Origin of the sequence: Aeromicrobium sp., assembly GCF_047606445.1 — a bacterium.
Taxonomy (GTDB): Bacteria; Actinomycetota; Actinomycetes; order Propionibacteriales; family Nocardioidaceae; genus Aeromicrobium.
Genome location: NZ_JASGEK010000071.1, coordinates 1 through 17,750, shown reverse-complemented (window position 1 = coordinate 17,750; position 17,750 = coordinate 1). Strand labels below are relative to the sequence as shown.

17 protein-coding genes are annotated in these 17,750 nt (G+C 70.4%); 7 read left to right on the top strand and 10 right to left on the bottom strand.

The genetic code is table 11. From position 1 onward, the window contains the following. The coding region (locus QM621_RS13465; RefSeq protein ID WP_414990900.1) for an Ig-like domain-containing protein at window positions 1-931 on the top strand (931 nt) is incomplete at its 5' end. A 61-nt stretch (window positions 932-992) separates the two neighbouring features. Here QM621_RS13465 and QM621_RS13460 read toward each other — a convergent pair. After that, window positions 993-1,226, bottom strand: coding sequence for a DUF3107 domain-containing protein (locus tag QM621_RS13460; RefSeq protein WP_414990899.1), 234 nt, complete (start codon window positions 1,224-1,226; stop codon window positions 993-995). Between the two features lie 28 nt (window positions 1,227-1,254). Beyond that, on the bottom strand, window positions 1,255-1,887 hold the full coding sequence (locus tag QM621_RS13455; protein ID WP_414990898.1) for a TetR/AcrR family transcriptional regulator: 633 nt from the start codon (window positions 1,885-1,887) through the stop codon (window positions 1,255-1,257). 155 nt (window positions 1,888-2,042) lie between these two features. On the opposite strand from QM621_RS13455, the gene moeZ reads away from it, so the two are divergent. The 4 genes from moeZ to QM621_RS13435 all read left to right on the top strand — a co-directional run bounded on the left by moeZ (window position 2,043) and on the right by QM621_RS13435 (window position 9,876). Further along, a complete protein-coding gene (gene moeZ / locus QM621_RS13450; RefSeq protein WP_414990897.1) occupies window positions 2,043-3,215 on the top strand; it encodes an adenylyltransferase/sulfurtransferase MoeZ in 1,173 nt (390 codons plus the stop codon). Between the two features lie 101 nt (window positions 3,216-3,316). Next, window positions 3,317-3,622, top strand: a complete 306-nt coding sequence (locus QM621_RS13445) for an MGMT family protein (protein ID WP_414990896.1) — start codon at window positions 3,317-3,319, stop codon at window positions 3,620-3,622. Between the two features lie 12 nt (window positions 3,623-3,634). After that, window positions 3,635-6,751, top strand: a complete 3,117-nt coding sequence (locus QM621_RS13440; protein WP_414990895.1) for an ATP-dependent helicase — start codon at window positions 3,635-3,637, stop codon at window positions 6,749-6,751. After that, complete coding sequence (locus tag QM621_RS13435; RefSeq protein ID WP_414990894.1) at window positions 6,748-9,876, top strand: UvrD-helicase domain-containing protein; 3,129 nt, start codon at window positions 6,748-6,750, stop codon at window positions 9,874-9,876. Before QM621_RS13440 ends, QM621_RS13435 begins: the two co-directional genes overlap by 4 nt. Here QM621_RS13435 and QM621_RS13430 read toward each other — a convergent pair. From QM621_RS13430 to QM621_RS13420, 3 genes are all read right to left on the bottom strand, one after another. After that, on the bottom strand, window positions 9,821-10,663 hold the full coding sequence (locus QM621_RS13430; protein ID WP_414990893.1) for an alpha/beta hydrolase: 843 nt from the start codon (window positions 10,661-10,663) through the stop codon (window positions 9,821-9,823). The genes QM621_RS13435 and QM621_RS13430 overlap by 56 nt on opposite strands. An 85-nt stretch (window positions 10,664-10,748) precedes the next feature. Then, a complete protein-coding gene (locus QM621_RS13425; RefSeq protein ID WP_414990901.1) occupies window positions 10,749-11,339 on the bottom strand; it encodes a PIN domain-containing protein in 591 nt (196 codons plus the stop codon). A 26-nt stretch (window positions 11,340-11,365) separates the two neighbouring features. Next, complete coding sequence (locus QM621_RS13420) at window positions 11,366-11,806, bottom strand: helix-turn-helix domain-containing protein (protein WP_414990892.1); 441 nt, start codon at window positions 11,804-11,806, stop codon at window positions 11,366-11,368. Between the two features lie 331 nt (window positions 11,807-12,137). Here QM621_RS13420 and QM621_RS13415 point away from each other — a divergent pair, with 331 nt between their 5' ends. Further along, a complete protein-coding gene (locus QM621_RS13415) occupies window positions 12,138-12,719 on the top strand; it encodes a hypothetical protein (RefSeq protein ID WP_414990891.1) in 582 nt (193 codons plus the stop codon). A gap of 88 nt (window positions 12,720-12,807) precedes the next feature. Next, window positions 12,808-13,731, top strand: coding sequence for an NAD(+) diphosphatase (nudC, locus tag QM621_RS13410; protein WP_414990890.1), 924 nt, complete (start codon window positions 12,808-12,810; stop codon window positions 13,729-13,731). A gap of 37 nt (window positions 13,732-13,768) precedes the next feature. Here the strand turns inward: nudC and QM621_RS13405 are convergent, their stop codons facing one another. From QM621_RS13405 to QM621_RS13385, 5 genes are all read right to left on the bottom strand, one after another. Next, window positions 13,769-14,041, bottom strand: a complete 273-nt coding sequence (locus QM621_RS13405; RefSeq protein ID WP_414990889.1) for a hypothetical protein — start codon at window positions 14,039-14,041, stop codon at window positions 13,769-13,771. Window position 14,042: 1 nt separating this feature from the next. Then, the gene (locus QM621_RS13400; RefSeq protein WP_414990888.1) at window positions 14,043-15,134 is read right to left on the bottom strand and encodes a hypothetical protein; all 1,092 of its coding nucleotides are present in this window, start codon (window positions 15,132-15,134) and stop codon (window positions 14,043-14,045) included. A 98-nt stretch (window positions 15,135-15,232) separates the two neighbouring features. Beyond that, window positions 15,233-16,063, bottom strand: coding sequence for an SDR family NAD(P)-dependent oxidoreductase (locus QM621_RS13395; protein ID WP_414990887.1), 831 nt, complete (start codon window positions 16,061-16,063; stop codon window positions 15,233-15,235). Window positions 16,064-16,202: 139 nt separating this feature from the next. Beyond that, a complete protein-coding gene (locus QM621_RS13390) occupies window positions 16,203-16,511 on the bottom strand; it encodes a hypothetical protein (protein WP_414990886.1) in 309 nt (102 codons plus the stop codon). After that, on the bottom strand, window positions 16,508-17,750 hold a 1,243-nt coding region (locus QM621_RS13385; protein WP_414990885.1), incomplete at its 5' end, for a hypothetical protein. The genes QM621_RS13390 and QM621_RS13385, both read right to left, overlap by 4 nt.

Here is a 17,750-nt window from a genome sequence, read left to right as displayed (position 1 = left end):
GGTCGACGGCGGCACGTGGTCGGTGACGGGCGGCAAGCTGGTGTTCACGCCGAACGGCGACATCGGGGATGTGACGCCGCCGCCGGTGGACTATGTGGTCAACGACGGGGACGGGACGCCGGTGTCGGGAACGGTCACCACGACGGTCGCCGGGTCCGGCGAGGACGACGCTGTCGTCGTCGTCCCGGGCCAGCCGGTCACCGTCGACGTGCTCGACAACGACGACCTGGACGGCGCCGACCCGGACTCCTTGCGTCTGGTCGATCCGGCGACGGGCGGTTTCGTGACGACGCTGACGGTCGACGGCGGCACGTGGTCGGTGACGGGCGGCAAGCTGGTGTTCACGCCGAACGGCGACATCGGGAACGTCACGCCGCCGCCGGTGCGGTACGTCGTCAACGACGGCGACGGCAACCCGTTCTTCGCGACGGTCACGACGAAGGTGGCGACGTCGGGCGTCGGGGACACGGCCACCGGTCAGCCGGGCGGTCCGTTGAGGGTCGACCCGTTGGCCAACGACGGCAACCCGAACCTCGATCCGGACACGCTGCGGTTGGTCGACCCGGTGACGGGACAGCCGGTGACGCGGGTGGAGTTCCCCGAGGGCGTCTGGGAGGTCGACTCGGAGACCGGCGAACTCGTGTTCACCCCGGCTCCGGGCTTCGTCGGACAGGCTCCGCCGGTCGCCTACATCGTGCAGGACCCGGTCACGGGCGAGTGGCTGACGGCGGAGGTCACCGGTGTGGTCGAGGCGGCCCCGGTCGTCTCGACTCCGGAACCGACTCCGACCCCGACCCCGGCTCCTTCGGAGCAGACGAAGGACTCGCTGCCGGGCACGGGCTCGCGGATCGCCCCGGCAGTTCTGCTCGTGACGCTGGTGATGCTGGCCCTCGGCGTGGGTGTGCTGCGGCACGGACGCCGGATCAGCTGACGTCGTCGGAACGCCAGAGGCCGCCTCCCCCACGGGGGAGGCGGCCTCTGGCGCGTCGGGCTCAGCCCTGCGCGACCTGCCCGAAGCCGACCGGGCGGCCGGAGTCGGCGGTGAAGTACAGGTAGGCGACCTTCTCGGCCGGCACGGCGACCGTGCTGCCCTTCTCGTCGGTGAGGCTGAACACCGACTTCCTCGTCAATGCCTCGTCGAGGGCGGCCAGCACCTGCTCGGGCGCGTCGCCCGTCTCGACCGACAGCTCGCGTCCGGCGTTCTGCACGCCGATCTTGACCTCCATGGGGTTCCTTCCGGTTCGGGGGTGGTGCTCAGGTGGTGGTGGGGTCGTCCTTGGGGAAGCCGCCGATGCCGCGCCAGGCGAGCGTCGCCAGCAGGCGGGCGGCGTCCTCCTTCGAGACGACGGAGTCCGAGTCGAGCCAGTGCCGCGCGCTCACCTGGCCCATGCTCACCAGCGCGACGGCCAGCAGATGCGCGGCGTGGGCGTCGAGCCCCGTGTCCTCGCCGATGACCTCCGCGATGGCCGAGGCCGACTCGGTCGTGACCCGGTCGAGCGCGTCGCGCACCTCCGGGTCGCTGGTCAGGTCGGACTCGAAGACCAGGCGGATCGGCGCGTCGTGGCGGGCGACGTAGTCGAACCACAGCTCCATCGTCGCATGCACGCGCCGACGGTTGTCCTGGGTGGAGGCGAGCGCCTGCCTGACGCCGTCGATCACGGTGTCGCAGGCCGACTGGATCAGAGCCAGGTAGAGGTCGAGCTTGCCGGGGAAGTGCTGGTAGAGCACCGGCTTCGACACGCCCGCGCGCTCGGCGATCTCGTCCATCGACGCCGCGTGGTAGCCCTGCTCCACGAACACCCGCAACGCCACCTCGAGCAGTTGGGCCTTGCGGGCCTTGCGCGGCAGCCGGGTGGGGCGAGGTCGCACGGTCGGGGCGTCGGTCACGCCTGCGATGCTACTGGTCGGCTCCTATCTCAGCGGACGGACGTGGCTCCCCGGCGCTCGGGCGGGGCGGTGAGAATAGGGGCCGGGCGGCGCCGGAACAGATCCGTGTCACACGGCGTTGACCCCCGAGACATTCCAGAGCAAGAGGAGTTGCCGTGGTCGCGCCCCTGGTGGAACCCGCCGACGAGCTGACGATCGACGAGGTCCGTCGCTACAGCCGTCATCTCATCATCCCCGACGTCGGCATGGACGGGCAGAAGCGCCTGAAGAACGCGAAGGTGCTCGTCATCGGCGCGGGCGGCCTCGGCAGCCCGGCGCTGCTATACCTGGCCGCCGCGGGCGTCGGCACGATCGGCGTCATCGACGACGACGTCGTGGACGAGTCGAACCTGCAACGCCAGGTCATCCACGGCCAGTCCGACATCGACCGTCCGAAGGTGCAGAGCGCCGCGGAGTCGGTCGCCGAGATCAACCCGTACGTCAATGTCATCACGCACGACGTGCGCCTCGACACCGACAACGTGCTGGAGATCTTCGCCGACTACGACCTGATCCTCGACGGCACCGACAACTTCGCGACTCGCTACCTCGTCAACGACGCGGCCGTCATCTTGAACAAGCCGTACGTGTGGGGCTCGATCTACCGCTTCGAGGGCCAGGTGTCGGTGTTCTGGGCGCAGGAGGGTCCGCAGTACCGCGACCTCTACCCCGAGCCGCCGCCGCCGGGCATGGTCCCCTCGTGCGCCGAGGGCGGCGTGCTGGGCGTGCTGTGCGCGTCCATCGGCTCGATCATGGTCACCGAGGCGATCAAGCTCATCACCGGCATCGGCGACCCGCTGATCGGCCGTCTGATGACCTACGACGCGCTGGAGATGCGTTATACAACGCTCAAAATTCGGCGTGATCCTTCCCAGAGTCTTCCCACGGAACTCCTGGGGGATTATGAAGCGTTCTGCGGCGCGATCAGCGACGAGGCCGCTGAGGCCGCCGCCGACTCGACCATCAGCGTCACCACGCTCGACGGCTGGCTGAAGGAGCGCGCCGACGGCGCCCGCGACTTCACGCTGGTCGACGTGCGCGAGCCGGTCGAGGCCGACATCAACCACATCCCCGGCGCGGTGCTGATCCCGAAGGGCGAGTTCCTCAACGGCAAGGCCTTCGAGCAGTTGCCCCAGGACAAGCAGGTCGTGCTGCACTGCAAGTCGGGCGTCCGCTCGGCCGAGGCGCTGGCGGTGCTCAAGGGCGCCGGCTACGCCGACGCGGTGCATGTCGGCGGCGGCGTCGTCGCCTGGGTCAACCAGATCGACCCCAGCCAGCCGTCCTACTGAGTCGCGTTCTCCCCAGATTTGCGCCGAGTTCAACCGAATCCCTTCGGGGAAACGGTTGAACTCGGCGCAAATCTCGTCAGGGGGTGGGGTAGAACGGGACGGTGGACGAGGAGAGCGGCGAGGAGATCGACTTCACCGAGGCGGTGCTGCGGGTGGTCGAGACGATTCCGGCGGGACGGGTGACGACCTACGGGCTCATCGCCGAACAGATCGGGCGGGGTGGGCCGCGCCAGGTCGGCGGGGTCATGGCGCGCGACGGTCACGCGGTCTGCTGGTGGCGGGTCGTGCGGGCCGACGGCTCCCTCCCAGCCCACCTCATGCCCGACGCGCAGGCTGAATGGCAGCGCGAGGGCACGCCGGTCAAGCGCGGCCGGGTCGATATCGCGAAAGCTGTCAGTGGCGTGTGATGGCATGTCCCCGTGAGTGACCTGACCTACCGGCTGATCCGGCCGAGCGCCGCCGGGCGGCCCGCGCCGGTGCTCGACGCCTTCCAACAGGCGGTCGTCGACCATCGAGGCGGCCCGTTGCTCGTGCTCGCCGGGCCGGGCACGGGCAAGACCACCACGCTGGTCGAACTCGTCGCGCGACGCGTCGCGGCGGGCGAGCTGACCGCCGACCAGGTGCTCATGCTCACCTTCAGCCGCAAGGCCGCCCAGGAGCTGCGCCAGCGGGTCACCGCGCGGCTCGGCGGCGGCGCGCCGGTGCCCGCCGCCACCTTCCACGCCTGGTGTTACGCGCTCACCCGCGCCTTCGCCGACCCCGAGGTGTTCGCCGAGCCGCCCGTGCTGATGACCGCCCCGGAGTCCGACGCGGTCCTGGCCGAGCTGCTCGGCGGGCACGAGGCCGAGACGTGGCCCGCCGAACTGCGTCCCGCGCTGCGCACGCGCGGCTTCGCCACCGAGGTCGGGGCCTTCCTCGGCGAGCTCGCCACCGGCACGCTCACCACCGACGACCTGCGCGCCCGCGCCGCCCGACTCGGCCGTCCGCTGTGGCTACGGGTGGCCGACCTGCTCGACGAGTACGGCGACGTCACCGACGCCCAGAACCTCACCGACTACGCCGAGCTCGTCGTGCGCGCCTCGGCCTTGCTCGACGACCCGGCGTCGGTGCGGAAGATCCGGGAGAACCTGCGCCTCGTCGTGGTCGACGAGTACCAGGACACTGACCCCGCCCAGATCGAGGTGCTGCGCAAACTCGTCGGACCGGAGCAGCAGTTGGTCGTCGTCGGCGACCACGACCAGGCGATCTACGGCTTCCGCGGCGCCGACCCCGAGGGCGTGGGGCTGTTCCCGGCGCATTTCCCCGACGCCCAGGTGCGGGTCTTGGGAGCCACCCGCCGCTTCGGTCGGACCATTCGCGACGCCGCCGTGGCGGTGCTGCCGCCGATCCAGGCCGGACGTATCCCCCTCGACGCCGTGCGCCGTCACCGCGACCTCGACTGCGTCAGCGAGAGCGACGGCGAGGCCCGTGTGCTCACCTTCACCAGTGAGACGGCCGAGGCCGAGCACATCGCCGAGACGCTGCGCCGTCAGCACCTGGAGTCCGAGCGCTCGTGGGACGAGATGGCGGTGCTGGTGCGTACCTCGGCGCAGTTGGGGCGTTTCCAGCGGGCGCTCGTGGAGGCCGACATCCCCTGCGAGGTGTCCGGCGACGAGGTGCCGCTCATCGCCGAGCCCGCCGTGCGAGTGCTGCTCGGCGCGCTGGAGGCCGCTGACACGCTCGCGCGGGGCGAGGAGATCGACCCGGAGGTGGCCGACACGCTGCTGACCGGACCGCTCGCCGGCGTCGACGCGCCGCATCTGCGCGCGCTGGCCCGACGCTTGCGCGCCGACGACCGCGACACCTCCTCGCGGGTGCTCATCGCCCGCGCGCTCGCGGGTCTGGGCGCCGACGGCGACGGCCTCGACCCCACGATGGTGCGGCTCAGCCGTCTGCTCGCCCGGGCCGCCGAGGCGATCACCGCCGGGGAGTCGCCCGAACAGGTGTTGTGGACGCTGTGGGAGGGCACCGACTGGCCGCAGCGGCTCGATCAGGCCTGGCTGGCCGGGGGCGCCGAGCGGGTCGCCGCCGACCGCGACCTCGACGCCGTCGTCGCCCTGTTCCACCACGCCGCCCGCTCCGAGGTGCGTCACCAGCGGCGCTCGGTCGCCGGCTTCGTCGCCGACCTGCGCGCCCAGCAGTTGCCCGCCGACCGGCTGGCCGACAGCTCCGCGCGTCCGGCGGCGGTCCGGCTGATGACCGCCCACCGGTCGAAGGGCCTGGAGTGGCCGGTGGTCGTCGTGGCGGGCGTGCAGGAGGAGGTCTGGCCGAATCTCACCCAGCGTCACGCGCTGCTGCGCCCCGACCTGCTCGGCGGCGAGCCGCCGTCCACCCGCGAGCGGCTGCACGAGGAGCGCCGGGTCATGTACGTGGCGCTCACCCGCGCCCGCGAGCATCTGCTCGTCACAGCGGTCGACGCCGGAGGCGACGAGGCCGACGGGCCGTCGCGCTTCATCGCCGAGTTGCGCGCGGCGGGCTTCGGCGACGGCGAGCGCGTGGGGCGTCCGCCGAGGCCGCTGTCGCTGCGCGGACTCGTCACGGAGCTCCGCAAAGCCGCCGACGACCCCGACCCCGAGGTGCGCGCCTCGGCGGCCGGGCTGCTCGCGAAGATCGCCCGCAGCGGCGCCGGTCGTGCCCGCGCGGCCCACCCCGACACCTGGTGGGGGCTGGCCGACCTCACCGAGTCCGACGTCCCGCTGCGCGATCCCGGTCGGCCGCTCGTGCTGTCCGGGTCGAGCCTGACCGCCGTCACGGGCTGCTCGCTCAAGTGGTTCCTGTCGAGCGAGGCGCAGGCGTCGCGCGGCTCCACCACGGCGCAGGGCTTCGGGCTCGTCGTGCACGCGGTCGCCGCCGACGTGGTGCGGCGGGGCTTGGAGAACCCGAGCGTCGCGGAGCTGCACGCCCACCTCGACTCCGTCTGGCACCGTCTCGGCCACGAGACCGCGTGGATCAGCGAGCGGGAGAAGGCCGAGGCCTATCAGGCGCTCACCCGCTTCGCCACCTGGCACGTCGAGAACCCGCGCACGCCGCTGGCCGCCGAGCACGACTTCGTCGCCGAGCTGACGGTCGACGGCGAGACGGTCGTGCTGCGCGGCTCGATGGACCGGGTGGAGGTCGACGCCGACGGGCTCGTCCACGTGGTCGACTTCAAGAACAGCAAGAACGCTCCGCGCGCCGACGAGGTGCGCGAGCACGCGCAGTTGGGCGTCTACCAGCTGGCGGTGCGCGAGGCCGGGGTCGAGGGCCACCGCGAGGTCGGCGGCAGCGAGCTGGTGCAGCTGCGGATTCCCGAGGGCGCGAAGGCCCCCGACGCGCCCAAGGTCCAGCGGCAGCCCGCGCCCGCCGAGGGGGAGTTCTTCGTCCACGACCTCATCCGCCGCGCCGTCCACACGATGCGCTCCGAGGAGTTGGCCGCCACCCCCGCCACCTGCACGTTCTGCGAGTTCGACACCCTCTGCCCCGCCCAGACCTCCTTCACCATCGGAGCCCCCCGATGACGCGCCCCATCCGCGACGTCGACCATCTCTGCGCGGTCCTCGGCATCCCGTTCAGCGCCGAGCAGAAGGCGGCGATCACCGCGCCGCGCGAGGGCACGTACTCGATCATCGCCGGGGCCGGGTCGGGCAAGACCGCCGTCATGGCGGCGCGGGTCGTGTGGCTGGTCGGCCACGAGGGCGTCGACCCCGAGCGCGTCCTCGGCCTCACCTTCACCGCGAAGGCCGCCGGCGAGTTGGCCGGACGTGTGCGCGCCTCCCTCGGCGCCGCGCTCGACCTGACCGACGCCGGGGAGCCGACCGTCTCCACCTATCACGCCTTCGCGGGACGCCTCATCGCCGAACACGGCCTGCGGCTCGGCCTGGAGCCCGATCTCCAAGTGCTCACCGACGCCCGCCGCCACCAATTGGTCGCCCGCATGCTGCGCGAGGTCGACGAGCCGTTGAGCCTGGTCAGCGTCAGCCTGCCCCACCTCGTCGGCGACGTGCTCTCCCTCGACGGGCAACTGTCGGAGCACCTGGTCGAGCCCGAACAGCTCCGCGACTACGACCGCGACGTGATCCTCGAGATGCGGAGCCAGCCCAAGCAGCTCAAACTCCACGAGGGCGTCGTCGACACCGCCCGCAAACGCACCGAGCTGAGCCGCCTGGTCGACCGCTACCGCGCGGCGAAGGCCGAGGCCGGGGTCATGGACTTCTCCGACCAGATGGCCTGGGGCACCCAGCTCGCCCGGCTGCCGGAGGTCGCCGAGGATCTGGGAGGACGGTTCGACGTCGTGCTGCTCGACGAGTACCAGGACACCTCCGTCGCCCAGCGCGATCTGCTCGCCGCGCTGTTCCGCGACGGCGGCCGGGTGACGGCCGTCGGCGACCCCGCGCAGGGCATCTACGGCTGGCGCGGCGCGGCCACCGGCAACCTGGAAGGCTTCATCGAGCAGTTCACGCCGGAGGGTCGCGAGCCCGCCGCGCCGTTCAGCCTGGCGGTGAGCCGTCGCTGTGGTCGCCGCATCATCGACCTCGCCGGATATGTCGCGCGCGAGTTCTACGCCGAGTCCGACGTCGTGCGCCCTCTGGAGGCCGCCCCGGAGAATCCCGACGGCGAGGTCACGGTCGCGCTGCACGCCACCGTCGCCGACGAGGTCGAGGCGGTCGCCGACGCCATCGTCGTCGCCGGGCAACGCCTGGACCCGCCCCAGTGGAGCGAGATCGGCGTGCTGGTGCGCACCAAGGCCGAGAACGTCGAGATCGTGCAGGCGTTGCGGGCGCGGGAGGTTCCGGTGGAGATCGTCGGGCTCACCGGACTGCTGGTCCAGCCGGAGGTGCTCGACGTGCTGGCGGTCCTCGACCTGCTCGACGACATGACCGCCAACCCGTCGCTGCTGCGGTTGCTGGCCGGTCCCCGCTGGCGGGTCGGCGACCGCGATCTGGCGCTGCTGGGCCGTCGCGCCCGGACGATCGCCGAGGCCTGGCGCACGGGCGATGGTCCCGACGCCGCCGACCTCGACGCGGTCCTCGCCGCCGAGTTGGAGCGCGCCACCGAGGCCGTCGACAGCACCGAGGTCGTCTCGCTGGCAGAGGCCCTCGACGACCCGGGCGACGGCGGCTACTCGGCCGAGGCGCGGGCGCGGTTCGCCGACCTCGCCGCGCTGCTGTCGCGGCTGCGCCGTCACGCGCATGAGCCGCTGACCGACCTCGTCCACCGGGTCGTGCGCGAGTTGCAACTCGACATCGAACTCGACGTCGCCGGCCTCGGCGCCGACAACCTCGCCCTGTTGCACGAGGCGGTCGCCGGGTACGCGACGGGCGCGCCGAACGCCTCGCTCGGCGGACTCATGTCCTATCTGGCCGCCGAGCGCGACTACGCCGACGGGCTCGACGTCAGCGCTCCGTCGGAGGCCAACTCGGTCAAGGTGCTCACCGTGCACAAGTCGAAGGGGCTGGAGTACGAGGAGGTGTTCGTGCCGTTCCTCGCCGACGGGGTCTTCCCCTCGCGCAAGGCCCGCGCCCGCTGGACCACGAACGCCGCCGCCCTCCCCGTCGGCCTGCGCGGCGACGCCGACTCGCTGGCCGACTTCACCGACCCGACGACGGCGGGCGACAAGGAGTACAAGGCGGCGTCGGCGCGCGAGTCGTACATGGAGGAGGTGCGGCTGGCGTATGTCGCGCTGACCAGGGCGAAGGCGCGGCTCCATTTGAGCGGCCACCGGTGGGGGCGCACCCAGCTGCGGCCGCGCAAGGTGTCGCCCTTCCTGGCTGACGCGCGCGCCTGGCTGGTCGAGCGCGGCCAGGAGCCGGCGGCGTGGGCCGCCGAGCCCGCCGACGACGAGGAGAACCCGCTCACCGACGACCTCGTCTACCCGTGGCCGCAGCCGGTGGTCGGCATGGAGTCGCGTCGCGCTTTCGCCGAGGAGGTCCGCGCCGCGCTCGCCGCCGAGTCGGCGGCTCCTGTGCATCCGTCGCACGCGGAGCTGGCCGAGGAGTTGGATCTGGTGTTGGCGCAGGCCGAGCGGCTGGAGTCGTCGGTGGTCGAGGTGCGGCTGCCGGACACGCTCTCGGCGACGCAGACGATGGAGCTGCTGTCCGACGAGGCCGAGTTCGTGCGCGCGCTGGTGCGCCCCACCCCGCGGCCCCCGTCGGCCTCGGCGCGTTTCGGCACGACCTTCCACGCCTGGGTGGAGACGCAGTTCGCCGAGGACGTCCAGCTGGCGCTCTTCGATCCCGACGACCTGCCGGGCCACGCCGACGAGGAGATCGTCGACGAGTCCGACCTGGCCGCACTGCAGTCGGCGTTCGCGAAGAGCCCGTACGCCGCGCGCCGTCCGGTGGCAGTGGAGGAGGAGTTCGCGCTACAACTGGGCGGGCAGCGTCTGATCGGCCGGATCGACGCGGTCTTCCCGACTCGCCTGCCCGACGGCACCGACGGTTTCGAGGTGGTCGACTGGAAGACCCACCACCGCGTGTCCGCCGACGCCTTGCAGTTGGCGATCTATCGCCTCGCCTGGGCCGAGAAGCACGGCGTCGACCCCGACCGCGTGACGGCGTCGTTCTACTACGTCCGCCTCGACCGCACCGTCACCTTCGACACCCTCCCCGACCGCCCCGAGCTGGAACGGCTACTCGGGGGTTAGCCGCGCGGCGGTCGTTCTCGTCGATCCAACGGCCGAGGCGTCGCAGCGTGTGCGGCAGCGCCGATCCGGTGATCATCATGTGGTCCGCGCCGGCGATCTCGACGTAGGTGGCGCGGGCGCCGTAGCGGCGGGCGATGGAGCGGACCATGGTCGGCGTGCAGCAGCGATCCTTGCCGCCGGCGATCACCAGCACTGGCGAGGTGATCGCGTCGAAGTCGACCTTGGCGTGGCGGCCGGGGTCGAGGAACCACATGCCGAGCTGCCAGTAGACCGTGCCGGACTCGGGGCACAGGTCGCGGTGCAGCGCGTCGGAGATCTCTCGTGGGGTGGTGTTGCAGACGTAGCGGTTCCAGACTTCGCGTGAGACCGGGTACATCGGGCGGCGGGCGATCCAGTCGAAGGAGTACCGCAGCCACAGCGCGCTCGTGGTCGGGTAGTGGGCGAACACGCCTGCCGGCGGGGCGGGGCCGATTAGCACGACACCGGCGGTCTCGACCTGGGCGGCGAGCAGTTGGGCGTAGAGGCCGCCGAGCGAGTGGCCGATGACGATGGGTGTGGTGTCCATGGCGTCGACGAGACCGCGGAGGAAGTCGACGTTCTCCGACAGGCCTAGCTTGGCGACCTCACGCGCCTCGGCTTCGACGTCGATCTCGCTGGCCCGTCCGTGGTGCGGCAGCGTCGGCGCGTGCACCGTGTAGCCCTGCGCGGTGAGCTGATGCGCGACCTCGTCCCACCCCGATCCGTTGCCCCACGTGCCGTGGATGAGAAGAACGTCCTGCCCGCCCATGCTTGCCTCCGTCTGTCAGCGGTCCGGCCGAGTATGGCAGCCGCCGGACCACTGGCGCGTGTGGGAGCTGTGCCCGTGACGTGGACTAGACAGGCGGTGTCCAGCGCAGGCGGTGGACATGTCCGGCGACCCGGCGAGCGAAGAGAGGACAACCAGCCTTCCGCAGGCTTCCTGCCAGGTCGGCCTCGTCGTCTCGCTGGAACCAGCAGTCGAGTTGCTGGACGGTCACCTGTCGGACTGAAGCAGGGTCGGTGTCGTCGATGAGGACGAAGAACGCGTCGGGCGTGCGGACCTCGTACGGCAGCGAGTCGAGGGTGTGGTGGGGCAGTCGGGTGAACCCGGTGTCGGCAGTGAGGAGGATCGACGCTTCTGAGGCCACCGCTGCCGCGTGGACATGCGCGTCGTCCGGGTCTGGACTCGGATGAGTGGTGTCGATGGTGAAGTCACTGACACGCAGGTCGAGCTGCTCGGTGATCAGATCGTGGACATGGGAGATGACGCGACCCGGAGCGGTGGGATGTCTGCGTCGTAGGCGATAGACCGTCTCGGCGACGATGTCTTCGGTGGCGTAGACGGTGAACAGGTCGCCACCGGCCTGATTGCGAAGAAGGAAGAGCCAGTCTCGCAATGTTCGCGAGAACAGCACGTTCGCGTCGACGAGCACCCCGGCCACCATGCGATCCACGGTACCGAGCCGATCTGTCAGAACATGTCGAGTTCGTCCTCCAACGCGCGAAGATCCTCGAAAGCCTGCCGCTGACGTTCAAGGCGCTTTCTCTTGAACGCGAGAACGTCCGGGGTGCGGAGACGATGGTGGGTGCCCACTTTGTGGGCGGTGATCTCGCCGTCGCGGATCATCCGCATCAGCGTCGGACGGGAGACCCCCAGTTGTTCGGCTGCAGCCGTCGTCGTCAACTCGTCAGGCAAGGAACCGATCACCACCGTGCCGCCCTGAGCCATGACCTCGAGCACTCGGCTGATGACGTCAGTGAGTTCACGGGGCACCGGAGCGGTGAGGCTCTCGACTTCCACGGACAACGTCTCCACCCGACCGCCGACCTGTTCGAGCAGGTCGTGCGCTTGGCGTCGCGCTCGTGCGTGCGTGAGTACAGCAGTACGTGGTTCATGTGCGTGCGTCGTCATGCTGTCGCCTCCTGCCTGCACATACAAGTGTGCATGTCTGACACATATATGTGCAAGCTGTGTTAGGTCTCGCTGTTCACCTGGAGGCTGTAGTGGAGGGGTCCTGAGAGGCGGTGACACCGGAACGCTCCAGCGCGTGTGCCACGTCGTCGGGTAGACAGCGCGAAACCCGGGCCCTGTCATCCAACAGGAACTCCCGGGTTCACTTCCTGCCCGCTACGCGTAGGGGAGGCTCGCTGCCAGTATGCGCTGGGTTGTGCCCAGAAGTGAAGAGCGACGGGCTGTGGATAGTTGACTTCCCAGCGGCGGGGCTCGCTGACAGCATGGGCGAGTGGAGCAGCCGTTGTTCGCTTTCGTCGATGAGTCTCAGTCTGATCGGGTTGTCGATCCTGGGACGTACATCTTGGCGGCGGCCGTCTGCGATGAGGAGACGAGCGAGGAAGTCCAGCGAGTGATGCGGGGGCTTTTGTTGAGAGGGCAACGCAAGCTTCACTGGCGCGATGAGTCGGAGCAGCGACGTCATGTGGTGATGCGGTCGTGCGCGAAGTTAGCGGCGCGCCATGTGATCGTTGTCCGTTCAGGCCATGGCGATGAACGTTCCGAGTGGCAGCGCCGCAAGTGCCTAGAGTCTCTGCTGGTCGAGTTGGACCAGATCGGCGTCAGACGAGTGGTTTTTGAATCACGCGGACGAAGAGACGATCAGCGCGATCGGGACATGTTGACGTTTCTGAGGTCTCAACGGCGTGTCTCGGCAGACGTACGGGTCGACCATGAGGTGGGACGACGTCAACCGATGCTGTGGTTGCCGGACACGGTATGTGGAGCCGTGGTCGCGCAGCGGGTGGGACAGCCAGTCTTTCTTGCTCAACTACGCCAAGGGGCTTCGGTGACAATGATCGAGTTAGACGGCTAGACAGCGCGAAACCCGGGCCCTGTCGTCCGGCAGGAAATCCCGGGTTCACTTCCTACCCGCTACGCGTAGGGGAGGCTCGTTCCTCACTATGGCACGCGGCCTCGCCACGGGCAAGCAGTCTGACGCGCTCGCGGACTACGGTGGGCTCGTGAGCCGTTTCGCCTTCGAGGTCGCGCGTCATGATCGAGCCGCCCACCTGCGCGACGGGCCGCTGCCGGACGACACGCGCGTGATGGTCCTCGGCGGGGAGCACCTCGCCACGACCGACGGTCCGGCCATCGCGTGGATGAGCCTCGCCGGGGCGCCCGAGGGGGAGCAGGTGTGGCTGGGCGAGCAGAACGGTCGCGGTCACGCCGCCGTCGTGGTCGACGGACGGGTGCCTGCGGAATTGAGCCCGACGAGCGTCCGCGTGCTCGCGCCGCTGCTCGACCCCGACGAGCTCTCCCTCGCCGTCCATGCCGTCGCCATCGCCCGCTGGCTCGGCGCGACCCCCTTCTGTCCGCGCTGCGGCGCCCGCACGGAGGTCCGCAAGCTCGGCCACTCGCGCCACTGTCCGGCGTGCGCGGTCGAGCATTTCCCGCGCACCGATCCGGCTGTCATCATGCTGGTCACCGACGACCAGGACCGGGCGCTGCTCGGCCGCCATCCCTCCTGGCCGGAGGGCCGTTTCTCCACGCTCGCGGGCTTCGTCGAACCGGGGGAGTCGCTGGAGGACGCGGTGCGCCGCGAGGTCGCCGAGGAGGTCGGCGTCACCGTCGGCGAGGTCGGCTACGCGGGCAGCCAGCCCTGGCCCTTCCCCGCGAGCCTCATGGTCGGCTTCTTCGCCCAGGCGACCTCGACCGACATCACTGTGCAGGCCGACGAGATCGCCGAGGCCGTCTGGGTCACCCGCGACGAGTTGCGCGCCCACGGGGAGGCCGGCACGCTGCTCCTCCCGCCCACCGGCGTCTCCATCTCCTCGTGGCTGATCGAGTCGTGGCTCGGCGGGCAGATCACCGCCGCCTGGTTCTGACGGGGACGAGCCGCAACGGGAGGAGGCGCGGGTAGCGTCAGCCACTGATCGGGCCGTACTCGGCGATGTGGTCGCGCAGCGATCCGGCGCAGCCGGGCGCGTGCACCTCGACCAGGCGCGCGAGGTAGAGCGCGTAGTGGCGCGGGCAGAAGGTCAGCACGTCGTCAAAGGTGTCGCCATGCCCGGCCAGAACCCGGTATTCCGGGGAAGAAGTGCAGACCGACTCGTCCCAGCGGCAGCCGCGCGGACGGTCGCCCTCGTCGTCGAAGACGTCGGTCAGGAGGTCGTCGTCACGGGTGGTGGTCGCCATGTCAGTGCTCCTCGCTCTCCGCGGCCAGCGCCGCGGTCAGGGCGGCCTCGGCCACGGCGACGCCGATCTCTTCGTCGGTCAGTACCGCCTCGTCGTCGAGCCAGGAGCCCCAGCGACGTTCGAACCGGTCGCGCCGCCGGTTGTCCTCGGTCCGACGCTCGGTGGGAAGGATCGAGAGGGTGACATGCGCGCCGTCCCCGTCGGTGTACAGGTAGACGTTGGCGTACTGACGCGGGAACACAAGGGTGTAGTCGGTTCCTTCGACGGTCAGCGCCCACCAGTCGGCCTGCGAGCCGTCGGTGTGGTCGAGGGTGGCGTGCTCGGCGAGCTCCGACCACGGCAGCGCCGCCATCGTCTCGCTGTGCAGTAGTTCGGCGCCGGAGTAGTTCAGCGTGATCCACGGACGCGGTTGGTAGCGGTCCGGCGGCGGGGTCAGCCAATCGGCCGGGTCGTGGTCGGTGGACATCACGTAAGCGGCCCACCGGACCGGCGCCTCCGACCCCCAGGTGCGGAGGAACTGCTCGGTGCGGGGCTTGCCGTCGGAGCCGACCGGGAAGCGCGTGACCGCCGCCACCGTGGCTCGAACTTGTGTCGCCGTGAGGTGGTCGCCGAGCCAGACGCGGAACTCCTCCAGGCTCGCGAAGTTGCGGCAGGCCGTTTCCTCCTCGGCGTAGGCGACGATGCCGAACTCGGCGCGGCGCAGGGCTCGCTCGATCTCGTCGCTGTCGTACCAGGCGTCGGCACGCCGCGAGAGGTGTCCGGCGGCGTCCTGCCGGGCGATCCAGTCGAACCACTCCGCCGGGTGGGCGACATCGCCGACGACGACCTTGGAATGGGGGTCGGTGTAGGTTTGCCGCACGCCGTCGACCTGGCACAGCGCTGACGGCTGCTCGCCGCCCAGGGCGACAAGCTCGTACTCGACGGTCTCGCCCTGGGCGTTCAGCGCGGTGACGGTCGAGACGAACGCGCTGCGCGCGATGAGGCTCTCGGGCGTGAGCGAGGCGCCGTAGACGGGCAGGTAGTCGTCCGGCAGGTACGCCGCGAGCGGGAGCGGCGGAGTGATCGGGGAATCTGAGTCGGGATGGTGGGACAAATGCGTGATGCCTCCTCGATGAAGCGTCGGATTGCGCGTTCACCGAGGAGCGTAGGCGGAGGGTCTGACAATTTCGGCCTCCACCGAGCGCTGCCGGCTCAACGAGACACTGACTCCCGTGCGTCTCGGGGACGCCACGCGCGCCGGGCGGCGCGGGCGTTGGGGTCGCCGTGGGAGCCGGTGCGCAGCACGACGTCGCTGGTCTCGACGTTCCGCGACAGCCAGCGCAGGAAGATCCGGCCGAGCAGCGGGAAGAAGGCCGCCAGGTAGTAGAAGCGCGGGAAGACGATCTGCTTGCGCTCGCGTTCCAGCGCGTCGGCGATCCGGTTGGCGCAAGCCTCCGCCGAGCCCATCGGGAAGCGGTCGAGCACGGCGGCGCTGCCGGGGATGAGTCTGACCTCGGCCTGCACGGGGGTGTCGACCGGGCCGGGCACGACCTCCAACACGAGCGTTCCCGGCGACTCCATGCGCAGCACCTCGGTCGCCGCGGAGAGCCCCGCCTTGGCCGCCGCGTAACTCCCGGACAGCGGCCACGGGGTGACCGGGGCCAGCGAGGTCACGTTCACGACCGCCGGCGGACGCAGCGCGCTGATGAGCGCCAGCGGGCTCCAGTAGTTCAACTCGTGGGAGGCGCGCGCGTCCTCGTCGTCGCCGAGCACCGCGACGGGCGCGGCGAGTCCGGCGCCGGCGTTGTTGACCAGCACGTCGACCGGTCCCACCTCGGCGGCGAGCCGCGCCGCCACGCCACGAATCGACAAATCGACTTGATGCACGCTCGCTCCGGTGAGCGCCGCGACCTCCTCCAACGCGTCGACGCTGCGCGCCGCGATGGCGAGCCGGGCGCCGCGTCGGGCCAGCTCGAAGGCGAGCGCGCGACCGATGCCGCTCGACGCGCCAGTGATCAGAACACGACGACCGCTGATGTCCATAGACGCACCGTAGGCCGCCCGCCGAGGCGACGCCATGGCTTCGGCCACGTCAGACCCATGACCTTTGACACAGCGCGAAATCGCTCTCGTTCCAGGCGCATAAGCCGATCCGATCCGAGTGTCAGGTCTGCACGAAAACTCAGTCGAGCCGTCGTACCCGCTGGCGGTACGAGCCGGAGTTGTCCCCTTGGATCGCGGAGCGGGTGGTGCCCCGGACCTCCTCGATCTTCACGTCGTTCCCGCTGATCGGCTGCGCCTCGACGCGCGTCTCCCTCTCGAAGGCGTGCGTCTTGTCGGTGTTGCGGTAGAAGCGGAACAGCATCCAGTAGACGCCCCCGGCGCCCGCCGGGCCGAGCAGCAGCAGAATCCACGGTGTCTCGCCGTCCTGGGAGGAGTCGACGTATCCGTTCTGCGCCAGCAGCGCGACCGTCTCGACGAGCGCGCTCATAGGACGCCCATGATCGCGACGGCGATGCCTTCCAGCACCGTTCCGGTGGTCAGCGCGGCGAGGATGAGACGCGGGTGCGAGACCGCGATGCTGCCCATCGTCTCGCCGGTGCGCCCGTTGACGGCGATGTAGTGGACCATCGGCTTGCCCCGCCCCTCGTGGTAGTAGGAGTACAGCCAGACCGGCAGGTACATCGACACCCACTGCGAGCCGTGCAGCGTGAGCCGTTCGGCCTCCCACCGCACGCCGCGGTCGTAGCTCCGGATGGAGCCGTGCACCTGGGAGCGGGCGATCGACAGGAGCTGGTCGCCGAGCACCGGCATCATGGCCGAGACGTCCTGGTCGCGACGCTCCGAGGTGTAGCCGACGAGGTAGTGGGCGTTCCACTGCACCGCGTTCTCGGTGTCGAACGGCAGGATCGTGTTGATCACGTTGTTGGTGTTGACGAACGTGTTCATATTCGCCCGGTCGGCCGACGACTCCAGGGTGAGGTCGTCGACGGTGAAGTCGACGTGCCGGTCGACCCGGTAGACGTCGGCGTCGTAGACCGTCTCCTGCTTGTCGCCGCTGCCACGCGTGTACCGACGCGTCAACACCTCGCCGCGGCCATGGACGTCGGCGCTGGCGTTGGCGTCGACCACCATGTAGGGCAGATAGACCCCGGAGACGTCCTCGGGCGCGAAGGCGTCGCGGAACTTGCGGTGGGCGAGCAGTTTGCGCTTGCCGGCGAACTCCTTGATCTTCTCGATCGCCTGCTCGCGGGTGACCGAGAAGGGCAGCACCGCGTCGGGCACGGCGCCGTTGGGCACCTGCTCGTTGACGGTGAGCACGTGGCGGCACCAGTGGCACTGCGACGACATCGCCTCGGCGGTGTTCACCACCACCTCCGAGCCGCAGCCGGAGCACTTCATCGTGACCAGATCGGCGTCGCTCGAGATGTCGGACGCGCCGGAGGCGAGGGTGACGCCCCGCAGGTCGCCGATGCTCGTCGGGGCGGCGAGGACCGTGTCGACCTTCGCCTCGGACCACTCGTAGCGGCAGAACAAGCACACCAGCATGCCGGTGGACGGACGGAGTTGGATCTCCGTCGACCCGCACTTGAGACAGCGGTTGACGCCGTCGTCGAGTCGTTCGTTCGCGGTGTCGACCACCTGGGCGCCGCCGCCCGGCGGGGCGTCCTCCGGCGGCGGGGCGGGAGCCGGGGGAGGCGGCGCGGGCGCTCCGGGAGGCGGGGCGGGT